General features: G+C 61.8%; 19 protein-coding genes. 8 read left to right on the top strand and 11 right to left on the bottom strand.

Annotated features, from left to right (window positions below):
• Window positions 1–50: 50 nt before the first annotated feature.
• The 4 genes from HMPREF9695_RS04770 to HMPREF9695_RS04755 form a co-directional block, all read right to left on the bottom strand.
• On the bottom strand, window positions 51–3134 hold the full coding sequence (locus HMPREF9695_RS04770; RefSeq protein WP_006019675.1) for a MexW/MexI family multidrug efflux RND transporter permease subunit: 3084 nt from the start codon (window positions 3132–3134) through the stop codon (window positions 51–53).
• Window positions 3135–3155: 21 nt separating this feature from the next.
• Window positions 3156–4277: an efflux RND transporter periplasmic adaptor subunit gene (locus HMPREF9695_RS04765; RefSeq protein WP_006019674.1), complete on the bottom strand. Its 1122-nt coding sequence runs from the start codon at window positions 4275–4277 to the stop codon at window positions 3156–3158.
• A gap of 74 nt (window positions 4278–4351) precedes the next feature.
• Window positions 4352–5053 (bottom strand): TetR/AcrR family transcriptional regulator, encoded by a 702-nt coding sequence (locus tag HMPREF9695_RS04760; protein ID WP_006019673.1) that lies wholly within the window; start codon window positions 5051–5053, stop codon window positions 4352–4354.
• A gap of 21 nt (window positions 5054–5074) precedes the next feature.
• Window positions 5075–5287, bottom strand: coding sequence for a hypothetical protein (locus tag HMPREF9695_RS04755; protein WP_041711300.1), 213 nt, complete (start codon window positions 5285–5287; stop codon window positions 5075–5077).
• A gap of 145 nt (window positions 5288–5432) precedes the next feature.
• Here HMPREF9695_RS04755 and HMPREF9695_RS04750 point away from each other — a divergent pair, with 145 nt between their 5' ends.
• Window positions 5433–7448 carry a TRAP transporter permease gene (locus HMPREF9695_RS04750; protein ID WP_006019672.1) on the top strand — a complete coding sequence of 672 codons (2016 nt, stop codon included), beginning with the start codon at window positions 5433–5435 and terminating at the stop codon, window positions 7446–7448.
• A gap of 25 nt (window positions 7449–7473) precedes the next feature.
• Window positions 7474–8439, top strand: coding sequence for a TAXI family TRAP transporter solute-binding subunit (locus HMPREF9695_RS04745; protein ID WP_006019671.1), 966 nt, complete (start codon window positions 7474–7476; stop codon window positions 8437–8439).
• A 57-nt stretch (window positions 8440–8496) separates the two neighbouring features.
• Here HMPREF9695_RS04745 and HMPREF9695_RS04740 read toward each other — a convergent pair whose 3' ends face one another.
• The 4 genes from HMPREF9695_RS04740 to HMPREF9695_RS04725 form a co-directional block, all read right to left on the bottom strand.
• Window positions 8497–9744, bottom strand: coding sequence for an NAD(P)/FAD-dependent oxidoreductase (locus HMPREF9695_RS04740; protein ID WP_041711886.1), 1248 nt, complete (start codon window positions 9742–9744; stop codon window positions 8497–8499).
• A 78-nt stretch (window positions 9745–9822) separates the two neighbouring features.
• Window positions 9823–11331, bottom strand: coding sequence for a tripartite tricarboxylate transporter permease (locus HMPREF9695_RS04735; RefSeq protein ID WP_006019669.1), 1509 nt, complete (start codon window positions 11329–11331; stop codon window positions 9823–9825).
• 12 nt (window positions 11332–11343) lie between these two features.
• Window positions 11344–11829 (bottom strand): tripartite tricarboxylate transporter TctB family protein, encoded by a 486-nt coding sequence (locus HMPREF9695_RS04730; protein WP_041711884.1) that lies wholly within the window; start codon window positions 11827–11829, stop codon window positions 11344–11346.
• 161 nt (window positions 11830–11990) lie between these two features.
• A complete protein-coding gene (locus HMPREF9695_RS04725; protein ID WP_006019667.1) occupies window positions 11991–12965 on the bottom strand; it encodes a tripartite tricarboxylate transporter substrate binding protein in 975 nt (324 codons plus the stop codon).
• Between the two features lie 343 nt (window positions 12966–13308).
• Between HMPREF9695_RS04725 and nikR the strand changes: the two genes are divergently transcribed.
• The 4 genes from nikR (at window position 13309) to HMPREF9695_RS04705 (ending at window position 18804) form a co-directional block, all read left to right on the top strand.
• Entirely contained in the window at window positions 13309–13764 is a 456-nt protein-coding gene (nikR, locus tag HMPREF9695_RS04720) for a nickel-responsive transcriptional regulator NikR (protein WP_006019666.1), read from the top strand.
• A 51-nt stretch (window positions 13765–13815) separates the two neighbouring features.
• Window positions 13816–15084 (top strand): Zn-dependent hydrolase, encoded by a 1269-nt coding sequence (locus HMPREF9695_RS04715; RefSeq protein WP_006019665.1) that lies wholly within the window; start codon window positions 13816–13818, stop codon window positions 15082–15084.
• Between the two features lie 175 nt (window positions 15085–15259).
• On the top strand, window positions 15260–17362 hold the full coding sequence (locus HMPREF9695_RS04710; RefSeq protein WP_006019664.1) for a S9 family peptidase: 2103 nt from the start codon (window positions 15260–15262) through the stop codon (window positions 17360–17362).
• A 146-nt stretch (window positions 17363–17508) separates the two neighbouring features.
• The gene (locus tag HMPREF9695_RS04705) at window positions 17509–18804 is read left to right on the top strand and encodes an MFS transporter (RefSeq protein ID WP_006019663.1); all 1296 of its coding nucleotides are present in this window, start codon (window positions 17509–17511) and stop codon (window positions 18802–18804) included.
• Here HMPREF9695_RS04705 and HMPREF9695_RS04700 read toward each other — a convergent pair.
• Window positions 18801–19406 (bottom strand): hypothetical protein, encoded by a 606-nt coding sequence (locus HMPREF9695_RS04700; RefSeq protein ID WP_006019662.1) that lies wholly within the window; start codon window positions 19404–19406, stop codon window positions 18801–18803. The genes HMPREF9695_RS04705 and HMPREF9695_RS04700 overlap by 4 nt on opposite strands.
• 149 nt (window positions 19407–19555) lie before the next feature.
• Window positions 19556–20545, bottom strand: a complete 990-nt coding sequence (locus tag HMPREF9695_RS04695; protein WP_006019661.1) for a hydroxyacid dehydrogenase — start codon at window positions 20543–20545, stop codon at window positions 19556–19558.
• 186 nt (window positions 20546–20731) lie between these two features.
• Between HMPREF9695_RS04695 and HMPREF9695_RS04690 the strand changes: the two genes are divergently transcribed.
• Window positions 20732–21445 carry an RraA family protein gene (locus HMPREF9695_RS04690; RefSeq protein ID WP_006019660.1) on the top strand — a complete coding sequence of 238 codons (714 nt, stop codon included), beginning with the start codon at window positions 20732–20734 and terminating at the stop codon, window positions 21443–21445.
• Between the two features lie 153 nt (window positions 21446–21598).
• Here the strand turns inward: HMPREF9695_RS04690 and HMPREF9695_RS04685 are convergent, their stop codons facing one another.
• Window positions 21599–21931: a hypothetical protein gene (locus HMPREF9695_RS04685; protein WP_006019659.1), complete on the bottom strand. Its 333-nt coding sequence runs from the start codon at window positions 21929–21931 to the stop codon at window positions 21599–21601.
• Between the two features lie 81 nt (window positions 21932–22012).
• Between HMPREF9695_RS04685 and HMPREF9695_RS04680 the strand changes: the two genes are divergently transcribed.
• Window positions 22013–23431 (top strand): protein adenylyltransferase SelO, encoded by a 1419-nt coding sequence (locus HMPREF9695_RS04680; RefSeq protein ID WP_006019658.1) that lies wholly within the window; start codon window positions 22013–22015, stop codon window positions 23429–23431.
• Window positions 23432–23504: the final 73 nt, after the last annotated feature.

Here is a 23504-nt window from a genome sequence, read left to right as displayed (position 1 = left end):
ACTCCGGCGAACCGGGCGTACAATCGCTACACCAAACCCTATTGACCCTGTCAGGTCATACTGAGTTCGTATTTCTCGATGTCCTTGGCACGCTGATTCTGCGCCGCCGCCCTGTGATCGGTCGCGAGCCAGGTGTAAACCGCCGGCAGCACGAACAGCGTAAACAGCGTGCCAACCGACATGCCCGCAACCACCACGATGCCGATGGAGAACCGGCTCGCTGCGCCGGCGCCGCTCGCGGTGAGCAGCGGCAGCAGGCCGGCGACCATCGCCGCGGTCGTCATCAGGATGGGCCGCAGGCGGACGCGCGCCGAGTGCTCGATGGCGGTGCGCCGGTCCACACCCTCGTTGACCTGCATCTCGTTGGCGAACTCCACCATCAGGATGCCGTGCTTGCTGATCAGGCCGACCAGCGTCACCAGACCCACCTGCGTATAGATATTGATGGTCGCGAGGCCGAAGAACAGCGGGATCAATGCACCCGAAATCGCCATCGGCACCGAGATCAGGATGACCAGCGGATCGCGCAGACTTTCAAACTGCGCGGCCAGCACCAGGTAGATGATGATGAGCGCGAATATGAAAGTCACGGTGAGCTGATTGCCTTCCTGCACATACTGACGCGAGTCCGCGAGATAGTCGCGCGTGAAGCCCGCAGGCAATTGCTTCGCCTGCGTCTCGAGGAACTCCACCGCCTTGCCCATCGTCACGCCCGGCATGGCCACGGCCTGGAATGTTGCGGAGTTGAGCTGGTTGAAATGGGTCAGTGCGTTCGGATTGGTCATCGTCTCGATCGTAACGACGGTCGAGAGCGGCACCTGCCGGCCGGTATTCGTCGCAACGTAATAGTTGCCGATCGATTCCGGCGTCAGGCGAAGGTCACGCGGCACCTGCGGAATCACCTGATACGAACGTCCTTCCAGATTGAACCGGTTGACGTAGTTGCCACCGAGCAGCGTCGATAGCGTATTGCCCAGCGCAGCCATGTTGATGCCGAGGTCGTTCGCCTTGGAACGATCGACAACGACGCGGACCACAGGCTGATTGAATGCAAGGTCGCTGTCCGCCACAATGAAGAGTCCGCTGGCACGCGCGGCCTTCTTCAGGTTTTCCATCTGCTCGAACACGGCCTGGAAGCCGCTCGTGCTGCTGATGACCATCTGGATCGGCAGACCGCCCGGGCCGCCCGGCAGCGCCGGCAGATTGAAGGCAAACGCATTGACGCCTTCGACCTTGCTCAGTTCGTTCTGCACCAGGGGCTTCAGTGCCAGCGAGGACCGCTTGCGCTCATCCCATGGCTTCAGGATCATACCGGCAATACCGTTGGCGGGGCCATTGGTGCCGTTGATGATGAAACGCAGATCGGTTTCCGGGAAACTCGCAAAGACCTTGTCGAGCTTCTCGCCGTAGAACTTGCTGTAGTCGATGTTGGCGTATTGCGGCGCCTTGGTCACCGAGAACAGAATGCCCTGGTCTTCCTCGGGCGCCAGTTCCTTGTTGGTGTTGACGAACATGAAGCCAACCAGAAACAGAATCGTCAGAGCGAAGAGACCCGTAATGGGGCGATAGTCGAGCGAGCGATCCAGCTTGCGGCCGTACCAGTCGGTCACGCGGGTAAACACGCGATCGACCAGCTTGGCGAAACGGCCCTGATCGTGCCCACCCTTGAGCAGCACGGAGCACATCATCGGGGATAGCGTCAGCGCGACGATACCCGAGATGATCACCGAGCCTGCCAGCGTGAATGCGAATTCACGGAACAGGGCGCCTGTCAGACCGCCGAGGAATCCGATCGGCGCATACACCGCGGCCAGCGTGATGGTCATGGAAATGACCGGACCGACAATTTCGCGCGCGCCGATCAGCGACGCTTCAACGGGCGATTTGCCCTCCTCCAGATGCCGATGGATGTTTTCGACCACGACAATGGCGTCGTCGACCACGAGTCCGATCGCAAGCACCATCGCCAGCAGCGTCAGCAGGTTGAGCGTAAAGCCCATCGCCAGCATGAGAATGCAGGCGCCGACCAGCGACAGCGGAATGGTGACGACAGGAATAATCACCGAACGGAACGACGCCAGGAACAGGAAGATCACGACGACCACGATCACCACCGCTTCAAGCAGGGTGTCCCGCACTTCGTTGATCGACGACTGAATGAACTTGGTTGAATCGTAAGCCACGCGCATTTTCAGCGACGGCGGCAGATTGCGCTCGATTTCCGGGAACAGACCGCGCACACCCTTGACGATGTTCAGGGGATTGCCCTGCGGGGTCGACTGAACGCCGATGAAGATGGCCTGCTGCCCGCTCATCGCAACGCTCGAGTCCGTGCTCTGGGCGCCGAGTTCGACCGTCGCGACGTCTTCAAGCCTGACGAAGCCGCCATCCTTGGCCTTCACCGTCATCCGCTTGAACTGCTCGATGCTGGTCAGGTCGGTATTGGTCGTCACGTTCGATACGGTGAAGTATCCCTTCGACTGACCTGCGGCGGCCTGGAAGTTGTTCGCCCTGATCGCCGCGGCGATGTCGTCGGGCGACACGTTGCGGCCGGCCATGCGCACCGGGTCCAGCCAGATGCGGGTTGCCAGCGTCTGCGCACCGAGAATATCGGCCGATGCGACGCCATCCACCGTCGAAAGGATCGGCTGCACCACGCGGGCCAGGTAGTCCGAAATCTGCGGCCCGCTCAGCTCGTCGCTGGCGAAACCGAGATACATCACGGCCGTGGTCTGGCCGGTCGATTTGGTGATGACCGGGTCGTTCGATTCTCGCGGGATCAGGTATCTGACCGAACTGACTTTCGAACTGACTTCGGTCAGCGCGGAGTTCGGATCGACATTGAGCTTGATGTAGACCGAGATCGTGCTGGTGCCCTGCACCGACGACGACGTGATGTAGTCGACGCCTTCCGCCGACGCCACCGCCTGCTCGATCGGCTGGGTGATGAAGCCTTGCATCAGGTCGGGCGACGCGCCGGGATACGACGTCGTGACGGTGACCACGGTGTTCGACAGCTTGGGATACTGACGAATTCCAAGATGCGTCGCCGCCTGAAAACCGATCAGCAGGATCAGCAGGCTGACGACAAGCGACAGCACGGGCCGCTTGATGAAGATATCAGTGAAGGCCATGAGCGGCGCTCCGTTAAAAAATCAGTAGCGCGGCGGCTGCGCGGGAATCTGCGGTGGCTGGTCAGGCGAGATCGTAACAGCCGAGCCGGATTGCAGCTTGAGCTGTCCGACAGCAACCACGCGATCCCCCGGCTTTATGCCGCTGGCGATGACGACCCGTCCGTTGACGCGCTGTCCGGTCTTCACGAAGGTCCGGTCGGTTTTCAGCGACTCCTTGCCGTCCGTGCCCTTGGTCTCGGTGATGAGCCAGACGGAATCGCCATAGAGGGTATAGTCCACGGCAGTCTCCGGCACGGTAATCACCGCAGGCTTCGGCGGCAGTTCGACCGTGGTCGATGCGAACATGCCCGGCTGCAGGATACGGTTCGGATTATCCAGCGTCGCCTGGACCCGCACGTTTCGGGTGTCGGCGCTGATCTGCGGTTCGATGGTGGTGATCTTGCCTTCGAAGGTGCGATCCGGATAGGCGTCCACCTTGATGCGAACGGTCTGGCCGACGTTCAGAACGGCGCGGTCCTTTTCGGTCACCGTGAAGTTGAGATACAGGCGAGAAAGATCGGTCAGCGAGACGATCTGCGTTCCGGCGCTGAGATACTGACCAAGCTGGACCAGACGCACACCGAGCACACCGCTGAACGGCGCGGTGATGCGCTTCTGTGAAATGATGGCTTCGGTCTTCGCCACCGCAGCAGCGCCCTGATCGTAAGCTGCCTGAGCCTGATCGACCGTCGCCTGCGGGCCGAACGACTTGGCAAGCAGCGTCTTTGCGCGGTCGAGCGCGAGCTGCGCCGCCAGCGTCTGCGCCTTGAAGCTGGCAAGATCACTCTGCTCCGGCGCGTCATAGATCTGGAGCAGCGGATCGCCTGCCTTCACTTCCGAGCCTGGCTGGAAGAGAATCTCGGTGACTCGGCCGTTGACGTCGGTGGTGACGTTGACCTGATTGATCGCGGCGAGATCGCCGACAGCAGTCAGGAGATTCGGCAGCACTTCCGACTTGGCTTCTGCCACAGCCACCACGGTTGGAGGCGGCTTATTGTTCTTGAAGAACTCCGCAATCATGTGACTGCGGAAGGCGTTGAAGCCCCAGATGATACCGACGAGCAGCACGAGAACCCCGCCGATGATGATCATCCAGCGGCGCATGCGTACCGGCGGACGAGGCTTTTCGGCCGGTGAAGGAGTGTGCTGAGGCTGAGGTGAGCTCTTGGCGTCCATGTTTATGCACTTTCAGCAATCCGGACCGACGCTTCAGAGAGCGATGGAACGGTATCCAAATAAGAAGCGATAGCCCGGCCGTTCATTCCGATACCCCGAAGAATGAACTGGCAAATCTGCCGTTCGAAGTCCGGCGCGTTTGGATAGTCCAGCGATGGAGTCGCGGGAAGCCTTGTCAGGGCGATCATGTGAACGACTTGATGCGCGAACCAGAAAAGATTGAGCGGTTCACCTTCCACGCGCTCCGCGTCACCTGTAGCGATGGCGCTTTCAAGCGATGCGCTGAAGATGGGACCGATCAGGTCTCCGATTTTGTCATAGAGCACCCTTGCGAATTCGCCGTCAGTCAATTGGCTGGAGATCAAAAGCCTGACCCGCTGCGCATCTTCCTGATCCGGTTCTTCGGTCGCACGCATGAAGTGTGCGACCATCTCGCGGATCAGAATGACCAGCGTCTCCGTCGATGGCTTCAGTTCGCGCAGCCGAAGCAATTCCGGATCAGCCTCGCAGGCCTCCGCGAGTATTTCTGCATAGAGTGCGGCTTTAGTAGGGAAATGCTTGAACAGCAGTCCCTCCGAGATGCCCGCAGCCCGCGCGACACTTCGCGTCGTCGTCCCCGCAAAACCGTACAGGGCGAAGCAACGTTTGGCCGCCTCCAGGATCTGCTCCCGGCGGAGATCGCCCGTGAGTCTGAGGGTGCTCATGAAACGTGAGTAAGCACTCACTTAGCCCAAAGTCAACTGGGATTTGCTGCGGCGCAGCGCGCATTTCGGCCACAATCGCGGCATGAGCGCGCCCTTCCTCTCAGTCCGAGGATCATGCCACGCCCTTATCAAGGCGGCGAACGCAAGCCGGTCGCGCGAGGATCGCATCATCGCCTCGCGCGAGGCGAACGGTTTCACGTCGTGCATCATCCGCGCGCCAAAGCCGGCGTTCATTCCGGTTGTTGATCTCTCGTCGCGCCCAGAACGAAGTCTTGCCTAAATCGGGCAAACCCGCCTCAATGCGCATCAACGAATGGTCCCCGCCTCAGGCGGGAAGACCGCTAAGGCCCGGAATAAATCGGGACCAGGGGGAGGCAGCATGACGACGGTAAATACACCGCCGGGCAATGACCCGACGGTCATTTCCGACGAGGCTTTGCGCAAAGCCGAGGAATTCATCGAAGCCGATGAAGGCGCGGCCAACAGGCTGGGTGGGCTGGCAGGCCAGGCCGTCACCACCATCGCCATCGCGATGAGCCTGTTTCATCTTTATGCAGCCTACGCGATCGTTCCGACGCAGGAGCTTCGCTACACCCACGTCGCCTTTACGCTGGTCCTGAGCTTCCTGCTGTTTCCGCTCGCCGCGCGTTTTCGCAACCGCGTGCGCTGGTGGGATATCATTCCCGGCATTCTCGCAGTCGCGACTATTGCTTACGCGCTGTCGGGCGGCGACGATTTTACCGACCGCGCCACGACGCCCGATCGCTGGGACGTCATCGTCGGCGTGATCTTCATTGTTCTCGTGCTTGAAGCAACGCGCCGCACCACCGGCGCGATCATGCCAGTGGTCGCCGTCTTCTTCATCGCCTATGCGATGCTCGGTCCGCACCTCCCTGCTCCCTGGACCCACCGGGGCTATGATCTGTCACGGCTGGTCGGTCACCTCTTCATTACGCTCGAGGGCATCTTCGGTGTCGCGGTCGATGTATCAGCGACGCTGATCATCCTGTTCACGATTTTCGGCGCGTTCCTTCAGCAATCAGGCGCCGGAAAATTCTTCATCGACTTCTCGCTAGCACTGATGGGCGGCAAGCCGAACAGCGCCGGACGCACCGTGGTGCTGTCGTCGTTCCTGCTCGGCGGCCCGTCAGGATCTGGCGTCGCCACGACCGTGATGATCGGCACCGTCGCCTACCCGATGATGAAGAAGGCCGGCTTCGAGAAGAACGCGGCCGGCGGCCTTCTCGCCGCTGGCGGCCTTGGCGCGATCCTGTCGCCGCCAGTGCTGGGCGCGGCGGCATTCCTGATCGCGGAGTTTCTCAAGATCAGCTATCTCGACGTGATCTGGATGGCCACCATCCCGACCTGTCTTTATTATCTCTCGTTGCTGATCATGGTCGAACTCGACGCCAAGCGCTTCCATGCGCGCGACGTCAACTTCAAGCCGGAGATGTCGCTCGGCACGATGACCAGGCGCTACGGCTTACACTTTATCTCGCTGGTCGCCGTCGTCATCTTCATGGTGATCGGCTATTCGCCGGCCTTGTCGGTGTTCTATGCGATCATCACGACGTTCCTGCTCAGCTTCCTGCGCAAGGACACCGCGTTGATGCCGCCGAAGCTGAAGCGCGCGTTGGCTGACGGTTCGATCGGCGCGTTGAATGCTGCGACCACCTGCGCATGCGCGGGCATCGTCGTCGGCATTGTGACCCTCACCGGCCTTGGCCTGAAGTTCTCGTCGATTGTGATCTCTTACGCCGGCGGCAGCCTGCTGCTGACGGCGATCTACACGTCATTGATCGTCTGGATCATCGGCCTCGCCGTCCCCGTCACCGCGTCCTACATCATCTGCGCGGTGATCGCGGCCCCTGCCCTGATCAAGCTCGGGGTGCCGGACTACGCCGCGCACATGTTCATCTTCTATTACGCGGTGCTGTCGGAAGTCTCGCCGCCGACTGCGCTCTCGCCGTTCGCGGCAGCCGCCATCACCGGCGGCGATCCCTACAAGACCACGCTGCAATCTTGGAAATACACCCTGCCCGCCTTCCTGGTGCCGTTCGTGTTCGTGCTCGACCCGCAAGGTGTCGGCCTGCTGCTCAACATTCCGAAGGGCGGCTCATGGGTGGATATCTTTGAAATCACCCTCAAGACGACGCTCGGATTGATGGCGCTGGCGGCGGCGGCACAGGGCTGGGCACTGCGGGCTACCACGCTGATCGAGCGCGGACTGCTGGTGCTGTCCGGTCTCCTGCTGGTGTTTCCGAGCCTGATCGAGGCGGTGATCGAAGCGGCGATTGGTCGCGACATTTCTTATACCTATGTACCCGGCGTCCTGATCGGATTGGGGGTAGTGTTATGGCAGGCAAAAGGACCGGCGCTTCAACGACCGGCCTGAGAACTCAAATGGGAGGACATCGATAATGAAGAAAATCACGAAAATGACTGCGGTGCTGGCTCTCGCACTGTCCGCCGGATTGATAACGGCGCACGCCCAGCAGAAGACCATGGCGATCGGAACGGGCGGCACCGGAGGCGTGTATTATCCGCTTGGCGGCGCCATCGCGAACGTGCTGTCGAAGAACCTGCCGAACGTGCAAGCCACCGCCGAAGTCACCGGCGGCTCGGTCGACAACCTCAAGCTGATCGGCACGGGCCAGAGCGAGATGGGCTTCACCATGGCCGACGCCGCGCTCGATGCCTACAAGGGCGAGGACAAGTTCAAGAGCGGAAAGATCCCGCTACAAGCACTGCTCGTGGTCTATCCGAACCGGATGCATGTCGTGACCGTTGAGAGCACCGGCATCAAGACCATGGCCGATCTCAAGAGCAAGCGCGTCTCCACCGGCTCGCCCGGCGGCGCGACCGAAGTCATGGCGTTCCGTGTGATCGAGGCTGCCGGTCTCGACAAGGACAAGGACATGAAGCGCGAGCGCCTCGGCGTCGCCGAGTCGGTCAACGCTATCAAGGACGGCAAGATCGACGCATTCTTCTGGGTCGGCGGCATTCCGACCGCATCGGTTACGGACCTCGCCGCCACACCCGGCGTCAAGCTCAGGCTGATCGACCACGCCGACGTCGTCGAGAAAATGAACGCCAAGTATGGAAAGCTCTACAGCGCGGGCGTCATCAAGGCCGGATCTTATCCGGGCTATGACGTCGACAACAAGATGGCTGAAGTCTGGAACATCATCGTGACCGGCAACAAGATGACCGACGACGAAGCCTACAACATCGTCAAAACGCTGGTGGAGAAGAAGGCCGACATCGTCGCCGTGCACAAGGAAGCAGAGAGTTTCTCGCTGGATAACCAGGTGCAGGATCGCTCCCCGGTGCCGTTCCATCCCGGCGCGATGAAGTACTTCAAGGAAAAGGGCAAGGGCGGCTAGGCCCAAGCCGAATAACCTGGACGAACCCCGGCCTCGCGCCGGGGTTTTTCGTTCCGGTTATGGAGTTGCCTTCGGTGCGTCGCGATCGATGGCGAAATCGTCGAACCACGGCTGGTAGTTGCCGGCAATCGACGCCGCGATGATCCGGGACGCCAGATAACTGTAGGTGATGCCGTTACCGCCGTAACCGTAGGCGGCGTGAATGCGCGGATGACCGGGCACGCGCCCGATCAGCGGCAGACCGTCGGTCGTGGTTCCGAACGCGCCCGACCAGACGAACTCCGCGACAGGCTCCGCATGCGACCACAGCCCATTGAGCCGATGCAAGAGAGCTTCCGACTTCGCCGGCATCAGCCGGTCGCGTGCTTCGGGTTCGATCACCTGATCGTCGTCCTCCCCGCCCATGAGGATCCGGTTGTCGGTCGTCGTGCGCGCGTAGCTGTAATTCTCCGAGGCTTCCCAGATCAGCGCGCCGTCGCGCCACAACCCGCCCGCCGGCTGCGGAGGTGTCGCAATGGCCCAGCTCGACGAAATCTTGTGAAGGCTGGAGGAGACAAAATCCGGGATCACATAACCGGTCGCAAGAACGACCTGCTTGGCCTCAATGATATGACCATTGTCGAGTTCGACAATCACGGCCTGCCCGCTGTTGTCGTAGTTTTCAGCGCTCGCATCGAATATCCTGACGCCCTGCATTGCCGCTGCCGCCAATAACGCCTGACACAACAACAGCGGATCGGCGTCAGCCGAACCGATCGAATGGAGCGCGGCCTCGCGGTAGAGACCAAATTCCTCCAGCAATGTCAGATGATCCAGATACTCGCCGGGCAGCCCGGCGCGCATACGGAGATCGTGCTCCGCTTTCAATTCGCGCGCACCCATGTTCCCCGCCGCCAGATACAGCGAGCGTTTGTGGCGCATGCCGCATGCCAGCCCGCGCGTGTTCACAAGCTCCGCCAATCCGCTGACCGCGCCGAAACTGCGCCGATAGATGCTGGCGGCGCGATCGAATCCGTACATCGCGGTGAGATCGTTCAGCGAGCGGTCGATCTCCCAGAGCAGCATCGCGGTACTCGCCGCCGTGCTGCCGAAGCCGGGACGCTGCCGGTCGATAACGCAAACGTCATGGCCCTCGGCGGCGAGATGTTCGGCCACCAGCGAACCGGTGACGCCCGCACCGACCACCAGAATCTCGCAGCGGAAATCCTGATCGACTGACGACCGTCCGGGCCGCACGAGCCGCTGGCTCCACGGTGACGTGCCTCCGCGCAAGTCGTTTTGCCGGACTCTTTCAGGATCGAACATCATTGGCTTCAATCATGGCTGGAAACGGTCCCCGTACCGCAACCATGATGACGCCCAAACGTCGCAAAAGTTCCCTTGTCAGGCCCCCTCGTCCAACGCGACCAGCTCACGCTTTTTGCGCAGGGACGGCAGCAGCGGCCCGATCAGCAGGATCGCGGCGATCACGAGACAGATCGCGGAGATCGGGCGCTGCACGAAAGTCATCAAGTCGCCCTGCGACAAAATCAGCGACTTGCGCAGATTGTTCTCGAGCAGCGGCCCGAGCACGAAGGCGAGCACCAGCGGCGCCGGCTCGTAGCCGAACTTGCGCATCAGGTAGCCGATCACGCCGAACCCGACCATGACGTAGACATCGAAGACATTGTTGCTGCTGCAGTAGACGCCGACGATGGTGAAGAGCAGGATCAGCGGGAACAGCACGTTGTAGGGCAGCTTCAAGAGCTGTACCCACATGCCGATCAGCGGCAGGTTCAAAATCAGCAACATGATGTTGCCGATATACATGCTGGCGATGATGCCCCAGAACAATCCGGGATTCTGCGTGATCATCAGCGGCCCCGGCTGAAGGCCGTGAATGACGAACGCACCGAGCAGCAACGCCATCACGACATTCGGCGGAATGCCGAGCGTCATCAACGGAATGAAGGCACCGCCCGCGGCTGCGTTGTTGGCCGCTTCCGGCCCCGCGACACCTTCGATGGCGCCCTTGCCGAAACGTTCCGGCGTCTTCGACAGCCGCTTCTCCAATGCATAGGACGCAAAGGACGCCACCACCGCGCCGCCGCCCGGCAGAATGCCGAGAAAGAATCCGAGCAAGGTGCCGCGTCCGACGGGGCCGGCGCTGGCCTTCCAGTCGTCCTTGTTGGGCAGAAGCTGCGTGATCTTGGCTTCGATTACATCGCGCTTGATCACCTGCTCGATGTTGATGAGCACTTCGGCGACGCCAAACAGGCCCATCACCACCGGCACCAGGCCGATGCCGTCGATCAGTTCGAGACGGCCGAATGTCAGCCGCGGCTGCGCGGTGATGCTGTCGAGGCCGATCAGTCCGAGCACGACGCCGATGCAGGCCATCAGCAGCGCCTTTGCCATCGAGCCCTGGGTCAGGAACGTCAGCACCACGAGGCCGAGCACCATCAGGCTGAAATATTCCGCCGGCCCGAACGCAACCGCCACGTTCGCCAGCGACGGAGCGATCAGCATCAGCGCGATCAGCGAGAAGGTGCCTGCAATGAACGAACCGAGGGCGGAGATGCCGAGTGCAGGTCCTGCACGCCCCTGCTTCGCCATCTGATGACCGTCGAGACAGGTGACGACCGATGCCGCCTCGCCCGGAATGTTGACAAGGATCGACGTGGTCGAGCCGCCATACATCGATCCGTAGTAGATGCCCGCCATCATGATGATGCCGGACTCCGGGGTGCCCGACAGTGTCACCGGCAGCAGCAGCGACATCGCCGAGATCGGGCCGATGCCCGGCAGCACGCCGACCAGCGTGCCGATGAACACGCCGATGAAACAGTACAGCAGGTTGACCGGCTGAAGAGCGACGCCGAGACCGTGCGAGACGTTGACGAGAACATCCATGAGCCTGCCCGATCAGCCGATGTTGAACATGCCCGCAGGCAACTGGATGAGCAGCGCACGTTTCAGCACCCACCAGACGCCGATCGGCGCCAGCACCGCAAGCGGGATCGCCAGCGTCCAGCGCACCGGATCAATCACCCGCAGCAGCAGCAACAGCAGCGGAATCGACGCCAGCAGAAAGCCGAGCGGCTGAAGCAGGAAGGAAAATCCCGCGAGGCACGCAATGACGACCACCGGCTTGGTCCAGCGCGTTCCGGCCCAAAGCGACGCAACACTCGGGCCGCCTTCAGTGATCGCCGCGAGGATGATCGTGCCTGCGAACAGGCACATCAGGATGCCCGTGTAGAACAGCACGAAACCTGAGCCCGGATCATTGATGCTACCGATCTTGAGCTTCTGGCCGGCCCAGATCACGAAGATGCCGAGGGCAAGGCCGACGAGCCCGCCCCACAGTTCGGAATTGTTCAGTCTGAATTTCGCGCTAGCATCATTGCTCATGGACTGTTCTTTCATGTCCCTGATGTGATCTCGCCGTCACCCTGAGGTGGCGGAGCGAAGCGTAACCCTCGAAGGGCGACGGCGGATATCGCACTCATCCTTCGAGGCTCGCCGCAAACGCGGCTCGCACCTCAGGATGACGTTCTTTGCGAAAAGCCCACTCAGTTGGTTTTCTTCGCCAGCCCCAGGGTATCGATGACCTTGCGCTCAGACTCGGTGACCTCGGCGACGAATTTCTTGTAGTCCTCGGTGTTCTTGTAGTTCGCCACCATGTCGAACTTCGCCAGCGTCGCGATCACCGCCGGGTCCTCGATCGCCTTCTTGAAGGCGTCGTGAAGTTTGGCAACGATCTTGGGGTCCATGCCTTTCGGGCCGGCGATGCCAAACGGCGAGTCATACACCATCGAATAGCCGAGTTCGTTGAGGGTCGGCGCGTCCGGGAAGTTCGGCGAGCGCTTCGAGGTCCACACCATCAGCAGGCGCAGCTTGCCGGCATCGACCAGCGGCCGCCATCCGGTGGAGTCCGCCTGAAGCATGGTGTGATTGCCGAGCACGGCGGCGTTGGTTTCGGCGCCGCCCTTGAACGGCACCTGCGTGAGCTTGATGCCGGCCCTGGCCGCGATCTGCTCCATGCCGATATGCAGCGAGGTGCCCGCGCCCGGCGTCGCATAGGTCACCTTGCCGGGATTTGCCTTGGCGAAGTCGACCACGTCCTTCCAGGTCTTGAACTGCGAGTCCGCGTTCGTGGTCACGCCGAAGGTGTACCCCGTCAGGTGTACAATGTAGGTGAAATCCTTGTCGGCGTTCCAGGACACGTCCTGCATCAGCGGCAGACGAAACACCGTGATCGGTATCTGCGAAATCGTGTAGCCGTCGGGCTTCGCCGTCGCCGCCATGGTTGCCGGCCCGACGGTGCCGCCGCCGCCCGCCTTGTTGTCCACGACGATCGGCTGGCCGAGCACCTTGGACGCGCTTTCGGCGATCGCGCGCATCGAGATATCGGTCGAGCCGCCTGCGGGCCACGGCACGATCAGCGTAATCGGTTTGGTGGGATAATCCTGCGCCACTGCAACACTGGACAGCACGGCCAGCGCAGCCGCCGCGAAAACGCTTTTGAATCCGGATCGATAGGCCATTGAACATCTCTCCCCTTGGCGGTTCGTGACGATGTCCGAACCTGTCTTGTTCTATTTTTATGACACGATGATCCCTGAAATCGGCGCGAAAGAAAAGCAAGGAGACGCGTGCGGGACGCAGTTATTGCGACGCATCCGGCAGATGCGTCATTAGGTCCCAAATATTCCCGTCTCACGGCGGCCTTGCGTTCGCCCTGCGAAACGGCGAGTTGTGAATGAACAAGCCCTGCCCGTACCCATCGGGAAATCTGCCGGTTTTGAACGCATCAAATCAGCCCAACAGTCCGGATGGATCGGTTATGCTCAGGGAACCATCAGCCGCGGCCGGAACGGAGCCCTCTCAATGCAGCGCGTGACCATCACCCTCGACGACGATCTCATGGCCGAACTGGATCGCATGATCGAGGAGCACGGCTACCAGAACCGCTCCGAGGCGATCCGGGATTTCGCCCGCGCCGGCATGCAGCAGGCGGCGCAGGATGCCGGAAAAAGCGGCGGCGATTGCGTCGCCGCGCTGGTCTATGTCTACGATCATGCCGCGCGCGATCTCTCCAGCCGCCTTGTCAACAATTTCCATGACCATCACGACCTGTCGCTGGCGACGCTTCACGTGCATCTGGATAACGATAACTGCATGGAGATTACCGCGCTCAAGGGCCGGACAGCAGATGTGCAGCATCTGGCGGACCATGTCATCGCCGAGCGCGGCGTGCGCTACGGCCGCGTGGTGATGATCCCCACCGAAGCCGGCGTCAAGACTTCGGGCGCGCGCAAAAAGCACGTCCATCGGCACACCTGACCCTCCTTTTCAGGAGATGTTTCCGGCGCGAACCTGCGGTATCGGTCCATCATGACAAAAGCCAGATCCAATCTTCAGATAGATTCCGCGCGCCTTTGGGGCGACATTCACGAAACCGCGAAATTCGGCGCAACGCCCAAGGGCGGCGTCAAGCGGCTGACGCTCGGGCCCGAGGACAAGCAGGTGCGCGACTGGTTCCGCACCGCCTGCGAAGCCGCCGGCTGCGAAGTCAGTGTCGATGCACTCGGCACCATGTTTGCGATCCGGCCCGGCCGCGACATGTCGAAGCCGCCGATCGGCATCGGCTCCCATCTCGACACCCAGCCCACCGGCGGCAAGTACGACGGCATCCTCGGCACCCTCGCCGCGCTCGAAGTCGTCCGCGCCATAAACGACGCCGGGATCGAAACCGAGTATCCCGTCTGCGTGTGCAACTGGACCAACGAAGAAGGCTCGCGCTACGCGCCGGCGATGATGGCGTCCGCGGCTTACGCCGGCGACTACACCACCGACGATATTCTGGGCCGCAAGGACGCCGACGGCATCACGGTGGCGGAAGCACTCGACACCATCGGCTATCGCGGCGCAGATGCGGTCGGAAAGCAGAAGTTCAGCGCCTTCGTCGAACTGCACATCGAGCAGGGCCCGCTGCTGGAAGCCGAGAACAAGACCATCGGCGTGGTCGATCGCGGCCAGGGCATCATGTGGTACAATGGTTCGATCGCCGGTTTCGCCAGCCACGCCGGGACCACCCCGATGCCGCTGCGCAAGGATGCACTTGCAGCGTTCTCCGAAGTCGTGCTTGCGGTGGAAAGGATCGCGCGCGATCTCGGGCCGAATGCGGTCGGCACCATCGGCGAAATCAGGATTGACAATCCCTCGCGCAATGTCATTCCCGGCGACCTCACCTTCACCGTGGATATTCGCAGTTCAGAGTCAGCCACGCTGGACCAGTTGCACGACGCGTTGCAACGCGCGGTCGCGGAAATCATCGCACGCCGCAACGTCAAGATCACGGTCGAGCAGATCTGGCGCAAGGAGCCGACGGTGTTCGACACAAAACTGGTCGATGCTGTCGAAACCGCAACCAAAGAGATGGGCTACAGCCACCGCCGCATCACGTCCGGCGCGGGACACGACGCCTGCAACCTCGCAGCCGTGGTTCCGGCAGCGATGATCTTCGTGCCCTGCAAGGACGGTGTCAGCCACAACGAACTGGAGGATGCGACGCAGGCCGACTGCACTGCTGGCGCAAACGTGCTGCTGCATACCGTGCTCTTGCTGGCAGGCGTTGCGACGGAGTCGAGGGCAGACTCCTGATAATGCCTCACATTGCATGATTTATCGTCGTCCCCGCGAAAGCGGGGACCCATAACCCCTAGACCCTCAAGAAGACACGTCATACATCCCGCATAATATTCCGCGACAGGGAGTATGGGTCCTCGCTTTCGCGGGGACGACCCGGAATTTTCCGTCGATTGAAAGCCCGTACCGCATGACTTCAAAAGTTGCCGCTCCTCCCGTCGCGCCGCGCCGCCCCCACAGTTTCACGCATCACGGCATCACCGTGACCGACGACTATGCGTGGCTGAAGGACGACAACTGGCAGGAAGTCCTGCGCGATCCGTCGGTGCTCAAGCCGGACATCCGCGCCTATCTCGAAGCCGAGAATGCCTACGCCGACACGGTGATGGGCCACACCGAACCGTTGCAGAAGAAGCTGGTCGCGGAAATGCGCGGCCGCATCAAGGAGGACGATTCCAGCGTTCCCTCGCCCGACGGGCCGTTCGCCTATTTCCAGAAGTACAATGAAGGCGGTCAACACGAGCAGATCGGCCGAACCGCGCGCGATGGCAGCGGCGAAGCCCGTTTCATCATCGACGGCGATGAACTGGCCAAGCAGACCGAATATTTCCGGTTCGGCGGCGCGCGTCACTCGCCCGATCACAAGCTGGAAGCATGGAGCGCGGACGTTCGCGGCTCGGAATACTTCACTATCCGCGTGCGCGACTGGGAAACGGCCACGGATTCCGCCGACGTTGTCGAGGAAACCGACGGCGGCATGGTCTGGGCGGCGGACTCGAAGTCGTTCTTCTATGTCAAGCTCGACGACAACCACCGCCCGATGCAGGTCTATCGTCATGTTCTCGGCACCTCGCAGGCGGAGGACACCCTGGTTTATGAGGAACAGGATTCCGGCTGGTTCACGCATATCCATGAAAGCGCTAGCGGCCGTTTCTGCGTGATCGCGGGCGGCGATCATGAAACGTCCGAACAGCGGCTGATCGATCTGAGCGCACCCGAGGCCCCGCCGCGCCTGATCGCGAAGCGCGAGGAAGGCGTGCAGTATTCGATTGCCGACCGCGGCGATCAGCTTTTCATCCTGACCAATGCGGATGAGGCCATCGACTTCAAGATCGTCACCGCGCCGCTGGCATCGCCCGCGCGCAAGAACTGGCGCGACCTGATCCCGCATCGTCCCGGCACCTACATCATCGATGTCGAACTGTATTCCGGCCATCTGGTGCGGATCGAGCGAACCAATGCGCTGCCCTCCATCGTCATCCGGGATCTCGCGACCTTGCAGGAACATGCCATCGCCTTCGACGAGGCGGCCTATTCGCTCGGCACCATCGGCGGCTACGAGTTCGACACTACGCAGATCCGGTTCTCCTATTCGTCGATGACCACGCCGTCGGAAGTGTTCGACTACGATATGGTCAGCCGCGCGCGCACCCTGCGCAAGCGCCAGGAAATTCCCTCCGGCCACAACCCAGCCGACTACGTCACCACCCGCATCATGGCGACGTCCCATGATGGCGCGCAGGTGCCGGTCTCGATCGTTCATCGCAAGGACCTCAAGCGCGACGGCATTGCGCCGCTGCTGCTGTATGGCTACGGCTCCTACGGCAGCTCGATGCCGGCATCGTTCTCGGCCAACCGGCTGTCATTGGTCGACCGCGGCTTTGTGTACGCCATCGCGCATATCCGCGGCGGCGCGGACAAGGGCTGGGGCTGGTATCTCGACGGCAAGCGCGAGAAGAAGACCAACACCTTCGACGATTTCGCCGCCGCAGCCTGCGCGCTGATCGACGCGAAATACACCTCGGCGAAAAAGATCGTCGGCCACGGCGGCAGCGCCGGCGGCATGCTGATGGGCGCGGTCGCGAACCGTTCGGGCGAACTGTTCGCGGGCATCGTCGCAGAAGTCCCGTTTGTGGATGTACTGAACACCATGCTCGACGACACGCTGCCCCTGACGCCGCCGGAATGGCCCGAGTGGGGCAACCCGATTGAAAGTGCGGCTGATTTCAAGACCATCCTGTCGTATTCGCCGTATGATAACGTCGCGGCGAAAGAGTACCCCGCGATTCTGGCGATGGGCGGCCTCGCCGATCCGCGCGTCACTTACTGGGAGCCGGCGAAATGGATCGCGCGGCTCCGCCCCGTGATGACGGGCGGCGGGCCGGTGCTGTTGCGCACCAACATGGGCGCAGGTCACGGCGGCGCGTCCGGCCGCTTCAACCGGCTCGATGAAATCGCAATTGTTTACGCGTTTGCGTTGTGGGCGGTGGGACTGGTTGGCGGCGAAAGCTGAAGCTTTCCTCTTACCTTACAGGTAATTTGATCGCGGCCGTCAGCCGGGCATCATGCAGTTCGATTCCGTTGCAGCGCGTCATGACGCGCCGCCGTTCTCCGCTCATACTCCAATGTCTCTGACTCGCCTGTGCCCGGAAGTCCTGCATGCGCCGCCTGCCCTTCTATTACGGCTGGATCATTGTCGCCGTAACCTTCATCACCATGGGCATCGGCGTGAACGCCCGCACCTCGTTCTCGCTGTTCTTCTCGCCGATCGTCGACGAGTTCGGCTGGGATCGCGGCATCACGGCGGGCGCCTTCTCTGTTGGCTTTCTGGTCTCCGCGCTGCTCAGCCCCTTGATGGGCAAGCTGATGGACCGCTCCGGCCCGCGCACGGTGATGGAGCTTGGCGTCGTGCTGATGGGAGCCGGGCTGCTTCTCGCACCGCTGACGACACAGCCCTGGCATCTTTATATCACCATCGGATGTCTCGTCGGCGCGGGCAGCATTTGCCTTGGTTACTCTGGCCAGTCGCTGTTTCTGCCGAACTGGTTCGTCAAGCGCCGCGGCCTCGCGGTGGGCCTCGCCTTCGCAGGCGTCGGCATCGGCTCGATCATTATCCTGCCGTGGGTGCAGTTCCTGATCGACAGGAGCGGCTGGCGCGCGGCGAGCTGGGCGATGGGCATTCTGGTGCTGGTCGCGCTGATCCCGCTCAATCTGCTGTTGCACAAGCGCCCCGAGGATATCGGACTTCGGCCGGACGGAGACGCAGCGCCGACCGCCACGACCGTCGCACCTCCATCGAACATCGTCGATCCGGCATGGGCCGCGACGGACTGGACGCTCGGCCTCGCTGTGCGCACCGCGCGCTTCTGGTGGATTTCGCTTGGTTACTTTTGCGGTCTCTATGTCTGGTACGCCGTTCAGGTTCATCAGACCAAATATCTGGTCGAAATCGGATTCAGCTCCACCTCAGCCGCATGGGCGCTGGGCATGGTCAGCCTGATCGGCATTCCGGGGCAGATCGCGCTCGGCTATCTCTCCGACCGCATCGGCCGCGAATGGATCTGGACGATTTCGTCGTTCGGCTTTGCGATCTGTTTCGCGATGCTGATCGCGCTGCAATACACGCCGACGCTGCTGCTGGTTTACGTCATGGTCGTGGCGCAGGGCGCGCTCGGCTACGGCTTCACCTCGATCATGGGCGCGGTGGTCGCCGAGATCTTCCAGGGCAAGCACTTTGGAACGATCTTCGGCACCATCGGCTTCACCGCGCTGGCCGGCGGTGCAGCAGGCCCATGGGTGACCGGAATCCTGCACGACATCTACGGCGATTACACGCTGGCCTTCGTCATCGGCATCGCCGTGAGCGCTTTGTCTTCCGCCGCGATCTGGCTCGCATCTCCCGGAAAGATTCGCGCCGTCGCGGGCCGCATGGACCGGATCGCGAAAGCAGCCTAAAGCCCGATCTGCACAGGATAACCCTCGCGCAGCGCATTGACGATCGACGGCGGTGTCAGGAGCCTGGCATCGGCGAGACTTGCCGACGCGCGGCTGTAGCCCGCAAACGACCAGCGCCATGCCTCGCCGTTTACGATCATGTAGCTCTCGCCGCCGCTCGTCACCGTCGTTCCGCTCGGCAGCTTGAGCGCGGCGATGTGCAACGGATGCAGCCGTTTCTGACGGCCATCGAGCCGCTCGCCATGAAGCACGGCGTCCATCTCGGTCGCATATGGTTTTGCGCGGCCATTGCCCTTGGCCCACGCGTCACGAAACGCCGTCGCGTCATCCCGGCGGCAGTAGAAGCATGGGCGATGCCCCGCGGCGAAAGATGTCGCTTCATCGAGAAAGAACAGCTCGGTCCAGCTTCGTCCGCCCATCACCTTGCGCCGGCGTCCGCGAAAGTCGCAGACGCAGGTGATCCATGCCTTTGACGACCAGCGCCGGTTCAGCAGCGTCCTGGTCGCCGGATCGTGGATGATGCCGCGATTGCCGGTGAAGCGGCCCCGATGCGCGGTCGCAACGATATCACCGAACGGCGACACGCGGTTTTGCAGCGGCATAGGCTCATCCCTTTCCGTCATTGCGGGCGAAGCGAAGCAATCCACCGTGAGAAGAATGGATTGCTTCGTCGCTGGCGCACATCGCAATGACGAACCACGGAATATCAAGCCACCCGGAAACCGATGAACCGCTGGAAGCGATCAGTTCCCTAGCTCAGCACGTCCTGATTGATGACATTCTCGCGGATCGGTTTGCCGTCGAGCGCGCTGAGAATGTTCTTCGCAGTTTGCAGGCCCATGCGATCGAGCGCTTCGCGGGTCACGCCCGCCAGATGCGGAGCGGTGATGACGTTGTCGAGCTTGAACAGCGGATGATCCGGTCGCGGCGGCTCCTGCGCGAACACGTCAATGCCTGCGCCTGCGATCTTGCCCGAGGTGAGCGCCGCATGAAGCGCGTCCTCATCCACGATGCCGCCGCGCGCAGTGTTGATGAGATAGGCCGTCGGCTTCATCAATTGCAACTGCGCCGTGCCGAACATATTGACGGTTTCCGGCGATTTCGGACAGTGGATCGAGACAAAATCGGCGCGCGGCAGCGCCGTGTTGAGATCGGTCACATATTCCGCGCCCGCCGCCTCGACTTCGGCTGCGGACTTGAACGGGTCGTAGACCAGGACGTTCATCTCCATCGCCACCAGCCGTTTGACCGTCCGCGTCCCGATGCGGCCGAAACCGACCACCAGCGCGGTCTTGCCGAGCAGGTCATACGGGATCGCGCCGAGGCGCTTGGTCCAGTTGCCGCTCTTGACGATGTGGTCGAGTTCGGTGGAACGCTTCGCCAGCCACAGCATCATGAACAGCGCGCATTCGGCGACCGACGGCGAATTCGCGATGCCGGTGGTCATCAGGGGAATTTTCTTGCCGCTCAGAGCTTTCACATCCACCGCGTCGTAGCCGACGCCGATCCGCGCCACCACCATCATCTCCCCGGAAGACGCGATCTCGTTGGCGCCGAAACCGGTGCCGCCGAGCGCCACGCCGTTGACCGGCGCATGCTGCCGCAGCATTTCATTGAAATCCGGCGCGGAGATCGTGTTTGGAAACTCGATGGCCTCAATGTCGCTGCGTTCCCGAAACAGGGCCCAGCCCCCGGGCGACATGGTTTCCACGATCAGCAGCTTCTTCTTGTTGGTCGCCATTTCATCCCCTGAGTTTGTTGATTTTCGTTCAGCGCGAGGCAAGCCGCCCATCATCGCCTTGTTTCGCCGCTTCCCGCAAGCCGGGAAGGCCGCGAGCCGCGCACTTGCCGCCTGCAATTTGCGCAGGCAAACTCGCGCCGCGCCGCATCGTTCGGATCAGCAGAAATAACAACAGGAGATCAACCCGTGACCCAGTCAGCGCCCCACCCCGCATCCCTTCTCGAAACGCTGGCGCGCTGGGACACGCCCACGATCTGCAACGCGCTTGAGGTCGTCGCGCCCGAACGCCGCCTGATCGGTTTCACCACCAAGCCGCTGGTTTGCCCGTTCCCGGACCTGCCGCCGATGGTCGGCTATGCCCGCACCGCAACAATCCGGGCTACTTCGGCGTCAAAGCTGTCGGCCGCGGATCAGCGCGCCCAGCGCGTCGCCTATTACGAATACTGCGGGACCGGTCATGGCCCGCGCATCAGCGTCATTCAGGATCTCGACGGCGCGAATATCGGCTTCGGCGCGTTCTGGGGCGAGGTCAATAGCTCGGTCCACAAGGCGCTCGGCTGCCTCGGCGTTGTCACCGATGGATCGATCCGCGACATTCCGGCGTGGGCGCCGGGATTCCAGGCACTGGCCGGCAGCATCGGCCCTTCACATGCTTTCGTTCATCTCGCAAGCTTCGGTGAAACAGTGTCCGTCGCTGGCATGACGGTGAGCTCGGACGATCTCATTCATGCAGATCGTCATGGTGCGGTCGTGATTCCGGCCAATGTTGCAGCGAAACTTCCGGATGCGGCGAGATTGTGCGAACGCCGCGAGGAGCCGATCCTCGGCATCGCCCGCGATCCCGGTTTCACCGTGGAGAAACTCAAGGAAGCGCTGGCCAAGGCCGCGGAGATTCATTAACGCGAGACGATGGCGCAAGCCTCCTCGCAACACGCAATCAAAGGAAGGTTTGTGCCATGAAAGTCGCGCTCGGAGTCATCGTCGGACTGGTGATCGGATTCCTCGCCATGACCTGGTTCAAGACCGGTCATCTGCCGTTCTAGCCGTTCGTCCTCAGACCGCTTCGTAAGCGAACAACACTGCGATAACGGTGATGCCGAGCAGGCCGGCCAGGAACAGGACGTCCGCGATGCGCTCATAACGCTCGCTTGCGCCGCTCCGACCCGCATAGCGGATGGAAAGATAGGACGCCGCCGCGCTGACGAGAAACAGAATCGCGGCGAGCGCGGCATACTCGTCGACATGGCTCGGTCCGCTTCTGCTTTCCACGACCTTGACAAGGCCGACCAGCGTCACGCAAACGCCGATCATCGTCGCGGAGGTGGGCAGAATGTGACGGGAGAGCTCCTTGCTCGCGCGCGGATCTTTCTGCTGCCGGTCGGTCATGTTCGACTTTCTTTTTGAACCCGAACGCTGCGTGGTCCGTTATGCTGTATCTTCCCGCCGAATAAATTACCCGAGTCCTGAATGCCTGTCTCACCCCATTACCGCGCATCGACCAGCCATGCCGCGCTCGGTCCCGAGTTCTACGATGTCGTCGCGGCGGCTGAATTTCCCGATCACATCCTGCGCTATCGTAATCAGCGCGCGGCGAAAACCGTCGGGCTCGACATGCTCAGCGACGAGGAATGGATCGCGCATTTCGGGCGATTCCAGCCATTGGCGGAAAATTTCAAGGAGCCGCTGGCGCTGCGCTACCACGGCCACCAATTCCGAACCTACAATCCGGAACTCGGTGACGGGCGTGGCTTCCTGTTCGCGCAACTGTACGACGACAGGGGCCGCCTGCTCGATCTCGCCACCAAGGGCAGCGGCAAGACGCCGTGGTCGCGCACCGCAGACGGGCGCCTGACACTCAAGGGCGGCGTGCGCGAGGTGCTGGCGACCGCGATGCTGGAAGCGCTCGGCGTCGATACCTCGAAAACCTTCAGCCTGATCGAGACCGGCGAGGCGCTGGTGCGCGGCGACGAGCCATCGCCGACGCGATCCTCCGTGATGGTGCGGCTGAGCCACTCGCACATCCGGATCGGCTCATTCCAGCGCCAGGCGTTTCTCCGCAGCACAGAAAATATCCAGAAGCTGCTGGACTACACGATCAGGACTTACATGCCCGAGGTGTGGCGCGACGATGTAGCGGCGCGCGCCATCGCATTTCTCGAAGAGGTCTGCCGCCGCGTCGCGCGGGTCGGCGCGCAATGGATGGCCGCCGGATTCGTCCACGGCGTGCTCAACACCGACAACATCAATGTCACCGGCGAGAGTTTCGACTACGGTCCGTGGCGGTTTCTTCCATTTCTGGAACCTGCATTCACCGCTGCGTATTTCGACGAGACCGGGCTTTATGCCTACGGCCGACAGCCCGATGCGCTGTTCTGGAACGTCACGCGGCTGGCGGAATGCCTGCTGGGCCTTGCGGATCAGCCAAGTCTTGAAAAAGCGCTGGGGGTGTTTGAACCGGCCATCCGCCAGGAGTTCACCGATGCGATGCTAAGACGGCTCGGCGTCCAGCCGCGCGATGCCGTGAGCGACAATGAACTGGTGCGCGCACTCTGGATATTCCTGTCGGAGACGAAAGCCCCATTCGAGCAGACCTTCTTCGACTGGTTTGGCGGCCTCAAGAGGGCCGAGCGCGCGGCGAATAGCCCGTCGAAGGATCACTATGTAAATCCGGCGTTCGCTGCCGTCCGCGACGCATTGAAAGACTTCGTTCCGCGCGAGGGCGTCGATCTCAATCAGGCCTTCTTCAGCAGGCCGGTCGCATGTTCCATGCTGATCGAAGAAGTCGAAGCGATCTGGAAGCCGATCGCAGACAATGACGACTGGTCGGTGTTTCACGCCAAGCTTCAAGCCATCGACGAGATGCGCGAGGCGTATGGGCTGGGATAGGGTCTATCCGATGTCATTCCGGACAGCCCACGCAGCGGGCTGATCCGGAATCCAGAGGTTCATCGGAAATCAC

Source organism: Afipia broomeae ATCC 49717, from assembly GCF_000314675.2.
Taxonomy (GTDB): Bacteria; Pseudomonadota; Alphaproteobacteria; order Rhizobiales; family Xanthobacteraceae; genus Afipia; species Afipia broomeae.
This window is presented reverse-complemented; position numbering and strand designations above follow the sequence as displayed.